The following is a 12,844-nucleotide window of genomic DNA, read 5'->3' as shown; positions in this document are numbered from 1 at the left end:
GGTAATGAGGTGCGGAAAAGTACCGGTTTTATCGCCAACATCGATATTTGCAAAGAGTATGACGCGCGCTACGCCGCCGACGAGGTGCACTACGAAACCTTCGCCGGGCTGGCGGCGTTCTTCGGCCGCGACATGCAGGTGCACTGGCACGACTGCTTCTTCCAGGTGCATTTTCTGGAGACCGGCAAGATAGAGCTGCAGCTCGACGATCAGCACTATTCGGTGCAGGCGCCGCTGTTCATCCTCACGCCGCCGTCGGTGCCGCATGCGTTTTTCACCGAACCGGACAGCGACGGCCACGTGCTGACGGTGCGTCAGGAGTTGATTTGGCCACTGCTGGAGCGCCTGTATCCCGGCAGCAATCTGGCGCTGGACATGCCGGGCATCTGCCTGTCGCTGGCCGATGCGCCGCAGGAGCTGACGGCGCTCAGCCATTATTGGGCGCTGATCCGCCGCGAGTTCGCGCAGAACCTGGCCGGGCGCGAACAGACGCTGGCGCTGTTGGCGCAGGCGGTGTTCACGTTGCTGCTGCGCAACACCGCGCTGGAAGACAGCGCCAACAGCGGCGTGCGCGGCGAACTGCAGCTGTTTCAACGCTTCAACAAGATGGTGGACGAGCGTTTCCGCGAGCATCTGCCGGTGCCGGAGTATGCGCAGGCGTTGGGCGTGACCGAATCGCGGCTCAACGACCTGTGTCGGCGCTTCGCCAACCGGCCGCCCAAGCGACTGATCTTCGATCGGCTGCTGCGCGAGGCCAAGCGCATGCTGCTGTTCAGCGCCTGCACGGTGCATGAAACCGCCTACAGCCTCGGCTTCAAGGATCCGGCCTATTTCGCCCGTTTTTTCAATCGGCTGGAAGGCTGTTCCCCTTCAACCTACCGCGCGGCGCAACACGCCCTTTCGTAACCGCGATCACAGTTTGCCGCGAAAGCGGCAAACTGACCTGAAAAGTACCGGCGATTGCCGCAAAAGTCTCTTCTCGAAACCGGCTTTGGCAGCTTCAATTAAGCAACCAAAAGAAAACATTATTTTAACAAATAGCCGGCTCCACGGCCTGAAAAATGCCGATTACGAGGAAGACCCGATGAAACCAGAAGACTTTCGTGCCGACAGCAAGCGTCCGTTCACCGGCGCCGAGTACCTGAAAAGTTTGCAGGACAGCCGCGAAATCTACATTTACGGCGAACGCGTAAAAGACGTCACCACCCACCCGGCGTTCCGCAATGCGGCGGCCTCGGTCGGCCAGCTGTACGACGCGCTGCACGATCCGGCCAGCCAGGATCGCCTGTGCTGGAATACCGACACCGGCAACGGCGGTTACACCCACAAGTTCTTCCGCTATGCCCGCAGCCCGGAGGAGATGCGCCAGCAGCGTGACGCCATCGCCGACTGGTCGCGCCAAAGTTACGGCTGGATGGGGCGCACGCCGGATTATAAGGCGGCCTTCGGCTGCGCGCTGGGCGCTTATCCGGAGTTCTACGGCCAGTTCGCCGACAACGCGCGCCACTGGTACAAACGCATTCAGGAAACCGGGCTCTATTTCAACCACGCTATCGTCAACCCGCCGATCGATCGTCATAAGCCGGTCAACGAGGTGAAGGACGTCTACATTCAGGTGGAGAAAGAAACCGACGCCGGCATCATCGTCAGCGGCGCCAAAGTGGTGGCTACCAACTCGGCGTTGACCCACTACAACTTCATCGGCTTCGGTTCGGCGCAGGTGATGGGCGATAATCCGGACTTTGCGCTGATGTTCGTGGCGCCGATGGACGCCGAAGGGGTGAAGCTGATTTCGCGCGCCTCCTACGAGCTGGTGGCCGGCGCGACCGGTTCGCCGTTCGACTACCCGCTGACCAGCCGCTTCGACGAGAACGACGCGATCCTGATCATGGATCATGTGCTGATCCCGTGGGAAAACGTGCTGATCTACCGCGATTTCGACCGCTGCCGCCGCTGGAGCACCCAGGGCGGTTTCGCCCGGCTGTTCCCGCTGCAGGCCTGCGTGCGTCTGGCGGTGAAGATGGATTTCATCACCGCGCTGCTGCAAAAGAGCCTCTCGTGCACCGGCGTGCTGGAGTTCCGCGGCGTGCAGGCCGATCTGGGCGAAGTGGTGGCCTGGCGCAACCTGTTCTGGTCGCTGAGCGACGCGATGTGCGCCGAAGCCACGCAATGGGAAAACGGCGCCTACCTGCCGGATTCCGCCGCGCTGCAAACCTACCGCGTGATGGCGCCGATGGCCTACACCAAGGTGAAACACATCATCGAGAAGAACGTCACCAGCGGCCTGATCTACCTGCCGTCCAGCGTGCGCGACATGAACAACCCGGAGATCGACAAGTACCTGGCGCGCTACGTGCGCGGATCGGACGGCATGGATCACGTTGAGCGCATCAAGATCCTCAAACTGATGTGGGATGCGATCGGCAGCGAGTTCGGCGGGCGCCACGAGCTGTATGAGATCAACTACGCCGGCAGCCAGGATGAGATCCGCCTGCAGTGCCTGCGCCACGCGCAGGGATCCGGCAACATGGATCGCATGATGCAGATGGTCGACAAGTGCCTGGCCGATTACGATCAGCACGGCTGGAAGGTGCCGCACCTGCGGAACAATGACGATATTAATCAGTTGGATAATCTGCTGAAGTAATTCAGGAGGAGGTTGTATGTCTCAGGAAAATGAACAGCGGCTGCGCTTTCGCGACGCCATGGCCAGCCTGTCGGCGGCGGTGAATATCGTCACCACCGACGGCCCGGCGGGGCGCTGCGGCATCACCGCCACGGCGGTGTGTTCGGTGACCGATACGCCGCCGACGCTGCTGGTGTGCATCAACCGCAACAGCGCGATGAACCCGGTGTTTCAGGAAAACCGCAGGCTGTGCGTCAACGTGCTTAACCACGAGCAGGAGCTGATGGCGCGCCACTTCGCCGGCATGACCGGCGTCAGCATGGAAGATCGTTTCCGGCTGGAAGAGTGGCAGCTCGGCGCGCTGGGGCAGCCGGTGCTGCGCAATACCCTGGCCAGCCTGGAAGGGGAGATCGAGCAGATCCAGAGCATCGGCACCCACCAGATGTACCTGGTGCAGATCAAGCAGATCGCGCTGAGCGAAGCGGGCAACGGCCTGATCTACTTCAAGCGTAACTTCCATCCGGTGATTCATCAGATGGCAGTGCCGGCCTGACGCCTAGGGGCGCAGCCAGCTGCGCCCCCCCATCTCAACTCTTGTTGGCCGCCAGATCGCTCACCAGGCGGTTGACCGGATCGCTCATGTTGGTGAACTTGCTCAGCTCCGAACGGGTCACCACCACGAACACCCCGACGTTTTTCGCCGGGATCATCGCCATGTAGGTGATGAATCCGCCGCCGCCGCCGGTCTTCTGAATGATGCCCGGCAGCCCGTCCTTCGGCGCCATATACACCCAGCCCAATCCCAATGCATCCGCTTGCCCCGGCACGTCCATGCCCTTCAGCGACACCAGATCGTGGCGCTGGAAGTACATGGTTTGCTCGCTGGCGGCGGTGGCTTTGCGCGGGCCGCTGGCGCTGGAGGAGAGGAACTGCTGCATCCAGCGCTGCATGTCGCGCGGGGTGGAGTAGACGCCGCCGCTGCCGGCCGCGGCGGTGGTGTCGCGACAGGCGCTTGGGCCGGCCGCCGCCACCATCAGGCGCGAGCATTGTTCAGGGCTCGGCGTCAGCGTGGTGTCGACCATGCCGAGCGGTGCGGTGATTTTCTCTTTCAGCAGCGCGTTGTATGGCTTGCCCGCGGCGCGCGACAGCGCGTCGGCCAGCAGATCATACGCCAGGTTGGAATACGCGGCGTGCACGCCCGGCGGCGTCGTGATGTTGGCATGCGCCAGCCACTGCCAGCGCTGGGCCTTGGTCGGCCAGGTGAACACCGGCGTTTTCGGCGGCTTCTTGCCCGGCTGCTCGCGCGGCAGCGCGCTGGTGTGGGTCGCCAGGTTCAATAAGGTGATCGGCTGGCCGGCGTTGTAAGCCGGCACATAGGCGCCCTTGGGGGCATATTTGCGCAGCGGGTCGGTCAGCTTGACCTGGCCTTCCGCCGCCATCTTCACCATCACTTCGCTGGTCATCAGCTTGGTGATCGAGGCGATGCGGATCAGCGAATCCGGGCGCGGGCGCAGGTTGTTGCCGGGCTTGGTGTCGCCAAAGCTGCGGTTAACCACTTGATTGCCGTCGATCACCACCAGCGCCATGCCGGTGGCGCCGCTGTTGTAGAAAATATGTTCGGCATACTGGTCGACGATTTGCGAAGCCAGCTGCGGGGGCGCGGCCTGCACGGCCAGCGGCGCGGCGCACAGGCCCAGCGCCAGCAATAAAGCGGAGACAGAGTTCTTCAACGGTCGTTATCCATTTAACAATGCAGCGGGAAAGGGCGTTATTCGTCGCCCAGTGTAATGCCCCGAGGCCCCTGCTGCATGTAGAAAAAAGAGCGGTGGCGATAAAAATTTTTAACCGCCGCGGCCTATTGCGCGCGGGCGAAAATGGCGATCACTTCGTCCAGGTGCGCCTTCATCGCCTTGCGGGCGCCGCGCACATCGCGCGCTTCGATCGCCGCCAGGATCGCCCGGTGTTCCAGCTCGGAACGGTGCGGCATGTCGTCCGGCGTATAGTGGCGCTGCAGCACGCGGAACATGCTGCCGTAACGGTGGCCGAGCAGGTGCCCGATGATGAACGCATAGGCCGGGTTGCCGCTGGCCTGGGCGATGCGGATGTGGAACAGCCGATCGCCGGGGTGGGTGGCGGAGCCGGCCCGGTTATCGCGGCAGTTCTGCTCATAGGCGGCGCGGATGCCCGCCAGCTCTTCGTCGGTGGCGTGGCGCGCGGCCAGCGCGGCGGTCTCCGGTTCGATCAACAGGCGGGTTTGCAGCAGTGAAAACGGCGGCAGCTCGGCGTTGAAATCCAGCTCGATATTCAGTTCGTCGTCGATTTCCGCCCACTGGTTGCGGCCGGCCTGGGCCATGACCGGTTCTTGCGACGCCGGCGGCGGCGTTTGCGAACGCACGATCACCCCGTTGCCCACCTTGACGTCCACCAGGCCAATCACTTCCAACGCGATCAGCGCCTCGCGCACCGACGCGCGGCTGACCTGCAACTGCTGGGCAAGATCGCGCTCCGAGGGCAGGCGGCTGCCCGGCGGAAATTCGTTGTTCTCGATAAGACGTTTGAGCTGGTCAGCTATCTGTCTGTAAATCCTTGGGTTTTCCAGTCGGGTAATCGGCATTTTTGACCTTTGACGATTCGGCGTTCAGTGATTTGGCGCACAATTATGCGACAAGGCGCTTGAGTAATCGTTATTCAAGTGTAAAAAAATGGTTAATTGAAATGCAGTTTCAAGGCTGTTTTTATTAACTTCTTCCCCCAACGATAACGCGTAAAGCGTCTTTTGTCATGTTAGAGGCCTGACCTTTAACCGCCTTTAGTGGCCTGACCATTAGACCTTTAGGCCGAGGAGTCAAGATGGATTTAACCGGGAAACGCGTACTGATCACTGCCGCCGGGCAAGGGATCGGATTCACCACCGCCAGGCTGTTCGCCGCCGCCGGCGCCGACGTGATCGCCAGCGACATCAACCTCGAGCGCCTGCAGGACTGCGCCGGGATCCGCGCGCTGGCGCTGAACGTCACCGATCCGGCCGCCATTGCGGCGGCGGCGGAAGCGATCGGCCCGATCGACGTGTTGTTCAACTGCGCCGGTGTGGTGCACAGCGGATCGATCCTCGATTGCAGCGAGGAGCAGTGGGCGTTCGCGCTCGATCTCAACGTGACCGCGATGTTCCGCATGATCCGCGCCTTCCTGCCGGGCATGCTGGCGCGCGGCAAAGGCTCGATCATCAACATGTCCTCGGTGGCCTCGAGCGTGAAAGGGGTGCCGAACCGCTTCGCCTACGGCGCCAGCAAGGCGGCGGTGATCGGCCTGACGCGCTCGGTGGCGGCGGATTACGTCACCCAGGGCATCCGCTGCAACGCCATTTGCCCCGGCACGGTGGAATCGCCGTCGCTGCGTCAGCGCATCGCCGAGCAGGCGCGCGAGCAGGGGCGTAGCGAGCAAGAGGTGTATCAGGCGTTCGTTGCCCGCCAGCCGATCGGGCGCATCGGCACCACCGAGGAAATTGCCCAGTTGGCGCTGTATCTGGCCTCCGACGCCAGTTCGTACACCACCGGCACGGTGCAGATCATCGACGGCGGCTGGAGCAACTGAGCCGCCATTTTTGAGAGAGGAACGCATGAAACTTTTACGTTATGGGGAACCCGGGCAAGAGCGCCCCGGCATGTTGGATGCGCAGGGCCGCCTGCGCGATCTGTCGCAGCATATCGCCGACGTGGGCGGCGCCGCGTTATCGCCGGCGTCGCTCGCCAAACTGCGCGCGCTGGACAGCGCCGCGTTGCCGCTGGTCGAGGGGCAGCCGCGCCTCGGCGCCTGCGTCGGCGGCATCGGCAAGTTCATCTGCATCGGCCTGAACTACGCCGATCACGCGGCGGAAACCGGCGCGGCCATTCCTGAAGAACCGGTGGTGTTCAACAAATGGACCAGCGCGGTGGTCGGCCCCTACGACCGGGTGGAGATCCCGCGCGGCTCGCAGAAAACAGATTGGGAAGTGGAGTTGGGCGTGGTGATCGGCCTGGGCGGGCGCTACATCAGCGAAGCGGAGGCAATGCGCCACGTCGCCGGTTATTGCGTGATCAACGACGTCTCCGAACGCGAATATCAAATTGAGCGCGGCGGCACCTGGGACAAGGGCAAAGGCTGCGACACCTTCGGGCCGATCGGCCCCTGGCTGGTGACCGCCGACGAAATCGCCGATCCGCACAGCCTGAACCTGTGGCTGGAGGTGGACGGCAAGCGCTATCAGGACGGCAACACCAGCACCATGATCTTCCGCATTCCGCAAATCGTCAGCTACCTCAGCCGCTTTATGAGCCTGCAGCCGGGCGATGTGATCTCCACCGGTACGCCGCCGGGCGTCGGCATGGGGCAGAAACCGCAGCCCGTCTATCTGCGGGCGGGCCAGACGATGCGTCTGGGCATCGAAGGGCTGGGCGAACAGCGCCAGCAAACCGTACAGGCTTAACCGGGAGCGCCGCCATGACCACCATTACCGCACTGCGGGTTGAAGACATTCGTTTCCCCACCTCGTTGGGGCTGGACGGATCCGACGCCATGAATCCGGATCCCGACTATTCCGCCGCCTACGTGATCCTGGAGACCGATCGCGCGGATCTCAGCGGCCACGGGCTGACGTTCACCATCGGCCGCGGCAACGAGATCTGTTGTGCGGCGATCCGCGCGCTGGAACATCAGATCGTTGGTGAGCGGCTGGAGGATATCGCCGCCGACATGGGCGCCTTCTGGCGGCGTTTCACCAGCGACAGCCAGTTGCGCTGGATCGGGCCGGACAAGGGGGCCATTCACCTGGCGACCGGCGCGGTGGTCAACGCGGTGTGGGATCTGTGGGCCAAATCGGTCGGCAAGCCGGTGTGGCGGCTGGTGGCGGAGATGACGCCGGAGGAGCTGGTGCGCTGCATCGACTTCCGTTACATCACCGACTGCATCACGCCGCAGGAAGCGCTGGCGCTGCTGAAACAGCGGGCCGAGGGCAAAGAGCAGCGTCTGGAGCGGCTGCTGCAGGAGGGGTATCCCTGCTACACCACCTCCGCCGGCTGGCTGGGCTACCCGGACGACAAGCTGCGCCGCCTGTGCCAGGAAGCGGTCGACGCCGGTTTCTCCTACCTGAAGCTGAAGGTCGGGCGCGATCTGGAAGACGACATTCGCCGGGTGCGCATCGCCCGTGAGGTGATCGGCCCGGATCGCCGGCTGATGATCGACGCCAACCAGGTGTGGGAGGTGGATGAAGCCATTCCGTGGGTGAAACATCTGGCGTTCGCCAAACCCTGGTTTATCGAAGAGCCGACCAGCCCGGACGACGTCGAAGGGCATCGCCGCATCCGCGAAGGGGTGGCGCCGGTCAAGGTGGCCACCGGTGAGATGTGCCAGAACCGCATCATGTTCAAGCAGTTCATCATGCGTGGCGCGGTGGACGTGGTGCAGATCGACGCCTGCCGCCTCGGCGGCGTCAACGAAGTGCTGGCGGTGATGCTGATGGCGGCCAAATACCAGCTGCCGGTCTGCCCGCACGCCGGCGGCGTCGGGCTGTGCGAGTACGTGCAGCACCTGTCGATGATCGACTACCTGTGCATTGCCGGCACCCACGAAGGCCGGGTGATCGAGTACGTCGATCATTTGCATGAGCACTTTGTCGATCCCTGCGTGATCAACGGTGCGGCCTACATGCCGCCGAGCCGTCCCGGCTATTCGATCGAGATGCATCCGTCTTCGATCGAGCAGTATCGGTTCCGCGGGTGAGCCGGGAGGATCGCATGCCGCGCATCGACGCTCACCAGCACTACTGGCGCTACCACCCGCAGCACTACCCGTGGATCGACGAGCGGATGCGCGTGCTGCGGCAGGATTTCGATCCTCACCGGCTGCGGCCGCTGTTGCAGGAACAGGGTTTCGACGGCGCGCTGGCGGTGCAGGCGCGCCCCAGCGAGGACGAGACGCTGGCCCTGCTGGCGCTGGCTGAACAGAGCGAGGGCGTATGCGGCGTAGTGGGCTGGTTGGATATCACCGCGCCACAGCTGGCGCAGCGTCTGGAGGCCTGGCGACCTTACAGCGCGCTGCGCGGGGTGCGCCATCAGGTGCAGGACGAAGCGGATCCGGCGGCCTGGCTGGCGCGGCCCGAGGTGGAACGCGGCATGCAAACGCTGCAGCGTGCCGGGTATGTGTACGAGATCCTGGTGACGCACCGGGATCTGGCGGCCGCGGCGGCGTTTGCCGGCCGCCACGACCAACACTGGCTGGTGCTGGATCACTTCGGCAAGCCGGACATCGCGCGCGGCGCGCGGCACTGGGCGCAGCAAATCCGGCCGTTGGCGGCGCTGCCGCACGTGGCCTGCAAGCTGTCGGGGCTGATCACCGAGGCGCCGGGTGGCCGGTGGCGCGCGGAAGAACTGCTGCCGTTCTTCGACGCCGCGCTGGAGGCGTTCGGCCCGCAGCGGCTGATGTTCGGCTCCGACTGGCCGGTGTGCCTGCTGGCCGGCGACTACCGCCAGGTGGTGCAACTGTGTGAACGGGCGCTGTCGACGCTGGGGGCCGCCGAGCAGGCGGCGATTTGGGGCGACACCGCCTGGCGAATTTACGGTTTAACGGAGTCTGGTTATGGATCTGTATTTGCAAGATAAGGTGGTGCTGGTCACCGGCGGCGGTGCCGGCATCGGCGCGGCGATTGCTCATGTGCTGGCCGAAGAGGGGGCGATCCCGGTGCTGGTCACCAACGCCGCGCCGGAGGCGGCGCTGCTGGCCGATTTGCAGCGGCTGCAGCCGCGCACCGGGGTGATCCTCACCGAATTGTGCGACGAGGCGGCCTGCCGCCGCGCGGTCAGCCAGACGCTGGCGACCTTCGGCCGCATTGACGGGCTGGTGAACAACGCCGGGGTCAACGACGGCGTCGGGCTAGAGGCGGGGCGCGAAGCGTTCGTCGGCTCGCTGGAAAAGAACCTGGTGCACTACTACCTGATGGCGCACCTGTGCCAGGCGGCGCTGCGGGAGAGCCGGGGCGTCATCGTCAACATCGCCTCCAAGACTGCGCTCAGCGGCCAGGGCGGCACCAGCGGCTACACCGCCGCCAAGGGCGCGGTGCTGGCGCTGACGCGCGAATGGGCGGTGTCGCTGCGCCATGATGGGGTGCGGGTGAACGCGGTGGTGCCGGCGGAGGTGATTACCCCGCAGTACCAGCGCTGGCTCAACACCTTCGCCGACCCGCAGCGGCAGATGGAGAAGATCACCGCGCGCATTCCGCTCGGACAGCGCATGACGACGCCGCAGGAGATCGCCGATACCGTGGCGTTTCTGCTGTCGTCGCGGTCATCACACACCACCGGACAGTGGCTGTCGGTGGACGGCGGCTACCTGCATCTCGATCGGGCGCTGACGTGAGCGGCGCGGCGGCAGGGCGGCGCCGTTTCTGCCAGGCGCTCGATCTGATTGACTCACCGGCGCTGATTGCGGAGTACCAGCAGCATCATCAGCGCATTTGGCCGGGCATCGCCGTGCATTTGCGCGAGCACGGCATTCTGGACATGGAGATTTACCGGTTGGGCACCCGGCTGTTCATGATCGTGGAGGTCAGCGCCGATTTCGACGCCGCGCGTTTTGACGCCGCCAGCCTGAACAACCCCGAAGTACAGCGATGGGAAGCGCTGATGTGGCACTACCAGGCCGCCACCCCCTGGACGCCGCAGGGCGAAAAATGGGTGGAAATGGCGCGGATTTTCTCTCTGCAACAGCAATAACGCCAACATCATCATCGCCAGACGATACGAGGGTATCACCATGCTTGCTGAAAAAAGTGCGGCCTCCGCGCAGCCGGGCGTCCCCGTGACCGCCAATCTGCGCTGGGCCTTTATCCTGGTCACCAGCCTGTTCTTCATGTGGGGGCTGTCCTATGGCCTGCTGGACGTATTGAACAAACATTTTCAGGAGACGTTGCACGTCACCAAGGCGCAGTCGGGGCTGCTGCAGGCGGCCTATTTCGGCGCCTATTTCCTGGTGGCGCTGCCCGCCGGGTACTTTATGGATCGCAAGGGCTATAAGGCGGGCATTCTGGTCGGGCTGTGCCTGTATGCACTGGGCGCGCTGCTGTTCGTGCCGGCGGCGTCGGCCAACAGCTTCGGCGTCTTCCTGTTCGCGCTGTTCGTTATCGCCAGCGGCCTGGGCTGCCTGGAAACGGCGGCCAACCCGTACGCCACGGTGCTGGGCGACGCGCAGGGCGCCGAACGGCGGCTCAACCTGGCGCAGTCGTTCAACGGCCTCGGGCAGTTTATCGGCCCGCTGATCGGCGGCACGCTGTTCTTCTCCGCCAGTCAGTCCGTCGGCGGCGGCGATCAGAGCGCGGTGAAGATGACCTATGTGGCGATCGCCGCGCTGGTGCTGCTGATCGCGCTGTTGTTCAGCCGCACCCGGCTGCCGGCGATCCGCGAAGAGGAAAAACCGGTGCACGGCGTGATAGCGCAGGGGTTGTGGCAGCATCCGCATTTCGTCGGCGGGGTTATCACACAGTTCTTCTACGTGGCGGCGCAGGTGGGCGTGGGGGCGTTCTTCATCAACTACGCCACCGAGCACTGGCGCGAGGTGTCTAACCAGAGCGCCTCTTACCTGCTGTCGATCGCCATGATCTGCTTTATGGTCGGACGTTTCTTCAGCACCTGGCTGATGGGATGGGTCAAACCGGCGACGCTGCTGGCGGTCTATGCGCTGATCAACATCGCGCTGTGCGGCGTGGTAATGCTGAGCGTAGACGGCGTCTCGGTGGTGGCGCTGATCGCGGTGTTCTTCTTTATGTCGATCATGTTCCCGACCATTTTCGCCCTGGGGGTGAAAAATCTGGGCAAGCACACCAAGCGCGCCAGCTCGTTCATGATCATGGCGATCGTCGGCGGCGCCATCATGCCTTACTTTATGGGGGCGCTGGCCGACCGTTACAGCACCGCACTCTCTTATCTGCTGCCGCTGCTGTGCTTCGCGGTGGTGTTGGTCTACGGCCTGCGGCAGCGCCGCGCCTGATTCACCCCGGCGGCGAATCGGCTTTCGCCGCCGTTTTCGGCATCTGCCGCCGGGTCCCCATCAGGATGGCCAACGCCAGCAGCAGCACCAGGCCGGACAGCGCGCCGTTTATCGTCAGGCCGCCGGCATCCACCACCAGCCCGCCCACCAGCGAACCGCAGGAAATCGCCAGGTTAAACAGCGCGATATACAGTGAAGAGGCGACCTCGGCCGCATCGGGCGCCGCCTTGAGCATCCACGCCATCAGCGCAACGGAAACGCCGCCGTAGGCGATGCCCCACAGCAGCAGGAAGGCGCCGCCGCTCAGCGGCGTGTGGCCCAGCAGCGGCAGCAGCAGGACGGCGAGCGCCAGCCCGAGGGCGATCAGCGCCAGGGTGCGGCGCAGTCGTTTGGCGGCGGCCTGGCCGGCGATAAAATTCCCGACGAGGCCGGCGATGCCGTAGGCGAACAGCAGCGGCCCCACCCAGCGGCTCTCGATGCCGGAGACCGTCTGCAGCAGCGGACGGACAAAGGTGTAAGCCATAAAGTGACCGGCGACCAGCAGAAACGTCAGCAGCAGCCCGGTCAGCAGCCGGCGATTCGTGCGTTGCGCGGTGAACGACCGCCAGCCGATCGCCTGCGTGACCGGCAGCGGCGGCAGCACGCACACCAGCAGGAGCAGGGTCAGCGCCGCCAGAACGGCGACCGCCAGAAACGCCATGCGCCAGCCCAGCGCTTCGCCGAGGAATACCCCGAGCGGCACGCCGAACACCGAGGCCGCCGCTACGCCGCCGAAGATGATGGACAGCGCTAATCCGACGGAGGCCGGCGGCACCAGGCGTTCCGCCAGCCCGCCGGCGATGGCCCAGATACCGCCGATGCAAAAACCCAGCAGGATGCGCGCGGCGAACAGCAGCGCCAGGGAGGTGGCGGCGGCGGTCAGCAGGTTAGCGGCTGTCAGCAGCAGCAGAAAGCCCGCCAGCAGGTTGCGGCGGTCCGTGCGCCGGGCGCCCAGCACCACCAGCGGGGCGAACAGCGCGGCGAACAGGGCCGGCAGGGAAATCAGCAGCCCGGCGCGGCCGATCGATGCGTTCAGGGTGCTGACGATCGGGGTCAGCAGCCCGACGGGCAGCATTTCTGCGGTGACGACGGTAAAGGTGGACAGGCCGACCGCGAAGGTCGCCAGCCACGCTTTTGCGCCGCCGTCGGCGTGTAAGGCACTCATAA

The 12,844-nt window shown here is 64.4% G+C and carries 13 protein-coding genes; 10 read left to right on the top strand and 3 right to left on the bottom strand.

Annotated elements, in window-relative coordinates; genetic code table 11:
• Positions 1–9 precede the first annotated feature (9 nt).
• The 3 genes from hpaA to hpaC all read left to right on the top strand — a co-directional run bounded on the left by hpaA (position 10) and on the right by hpaC (position 3,179).
• Entirely contained in the window at positions 10–906 is an 897-nt protein-coding gene (hpaA, locus tag J0X03_RS21040) for a 4-hydroxyphenylacetate catabolism regulatory protein HpaA (protein WP_004933161.1), read from the top strand.
• A 178-nt stretch (positions 907–1,084) separates the two neighbouring features.
• Positions 1,085–2,647, top strand: coding sequence for a 4-hydroxyphenylacetate 3-monooxygenase, oxygenase component (gene hpaB / locus J0X03_RS21035; RefSeq protein ID WP_004933158.1), 1,563 nt, complete (start codon positions 1,085–1,087; stop codon positions 2,645–2,647).
• 16 nt (positions 2,648–2,663) lie between these two features.
• Positions 2,664–3,179 carry a 4-hydroxyphenylacetate 3-monooxygenase, reductase component gene (hpaC, locus tag J0X03_RS21030; RefSeq protein WP_016929186.1) on the top strand — a complete coding sequence of 172 codons (516 nt, stop codon included), beginning with the start codon at positions 2,664–2,666 and terminating at the stop codon, positions 3,177–3,179.
• A gap of 34 nt (positions 3,180–3,213) precedes the next feature.
• Here hpaC and ampH read toward each other — a convergent pair whose 3' ends face one another.
• Both ampH and J0X03_RS21020 read right to left on the bottom strand, forming a co-directional pair.
• Positions 3,214–4,356 (bottom strand): D-alanyl-D-alanine-carboxypeptidase/endopeptidase AmpH, encoded by a 1,143-nt coding sequence (gene ampH / locus J0X03_RS21025; RefSeq protein WP_033651366.1) that lies wholly within the window; start codon positions 4,354–4,356, stop codon positions 3,214–3,216.
• Between the two features lie 125 nt (positions 4,357–4,481).
• Positions 4,482–5,240 (bottom strand): FadR/GntR family transcriptional regulator, encoded by a 759-nt coding sequence (locus J0X03_RS21020; RefSeq protein WP_033641770.1) that lies wholly within the window; start codon positions 5,238–5,240, stop codon positions 4,482–4,484.
• Between the two features lie 236 nt (positions 5,241–5,476).
• Between J0X03_RS21020 and J0X03_RS21015 the strand changes: the two genes are divergently transcribed.
• From J0X03_RS21015 to fucP, 7 genes are read left to right on the top strand one after another with little or no spacing between them, the layout of a single operon-like run.
• Positions 5,477–6,217: an SDR family oxidoreductase gene (locus J0X03_RS21015; RefSeq protein WP_101453553.1), complete on the top strand. Its 741-nt coding sequence runs from the start codon at positions 5,477–5,479 to the stop codon at positions 6,215–6,217.
• Between the two features lie 25 nt (positions 6,218–6,242).
• On the top strand, positions 6,243–7,088 hold the full coding sequence (locus J0X03_RS21010) for a fumarylacetoacetate hydrolase family protein (RefSeq protein WP_101453552.1): 846 nt from the start codon (positions 6,243–6,245) through the stop codon (positions 7,086–7,088).
• A 14-nt stretch (positions 7,089–7,102) separates the two neighbouring features.
• A complete protein-coding gene (locus tag J0X03_RS21005; protein WP_160203951.1) occupies positions 7,103–8,380 on the top strand; it encodes an L-fuconate dehydratase in 1,278 nt (425 codons plus the stop codon).
• A gap of 14 nt (positions 8,381–8,394) precedes the next feature.
• A complete protein-coding gene (locus J0X03_RS21000; RefSeq protein WP_160203952.1) occupies positions 8,395–9,258 on the top strand; it encodes an amidohydrolase family protein in 864 nt (287 codons plus the stop codon).
• Complete coding sequence (locus J0X03_RS20995) at positions 9,236–10,012, top strand: L-fucose dehydrogenase (protein WP_046688200.1); 777 nt, start codon at positions 9,236–9,238, stop codon at positions 10,010–10,012. The genes J0X03_RS21000 and J0X03_RS20995 overlap by 23 nt, the downstream gene beginning before the upstream one ends.
• A complete protein-coding gene (locus J0X03_RS20990; protein ID WP_096242793.1) occupies positions 10,009–10,368 on the top strand; it encodes an L-rhamnose mutarotase in 360 nt (119 codons plus the stop codon). Before J0X03_RS20995 ends, J0X03_RS20990 begins: the two co-directional genes overlap by 4 nt.
• Positions 10,369–10,408: 40 nt before the next feature.
• A complete protein-coding gene (fucP, locus tag J0X03_RS20985; RefSeq protein WP_160203953.1) occupies positions 10,409–11,638 on the top strand; it encodes an L-fucose:H+ symporter permease in 1,230 nt (409 codons plus the stop codon).
• Between the two features lies 1 nt (position 11,639).
• Here the strand turns inward: fucP and J0X03_RS20980 are convergent, their stop codons facing one another.
• Complete coding sequence (locus J0X03_RS20980) at positions 11,640–12,842, bottom strand: MFS transporter (RefSeq protein WP_160203954.1); 1,203 nt, start codon at positions 12,840–12,842, stop codon at positions 11,640–11,642.
• Positions 12,843–12,844 lie beyond the last annotated feature (2 nt).

Origin of the sequence: Serratia ureilytica, from assembly GCF_017309605.1 — a bacterium.
Taxonomy (GTDB): Bacteria; Pseudomonadota; Gammaproteobacteria; order Enterobacterales; family Enterobacteriaceae; genus Serratia; species Serratia ureilytica.
The sequence above is the reverse complement of the archived record's forward strand: the minus strand, read 5'-3'. Positions and strand labels throughout refer to the sequence as shown.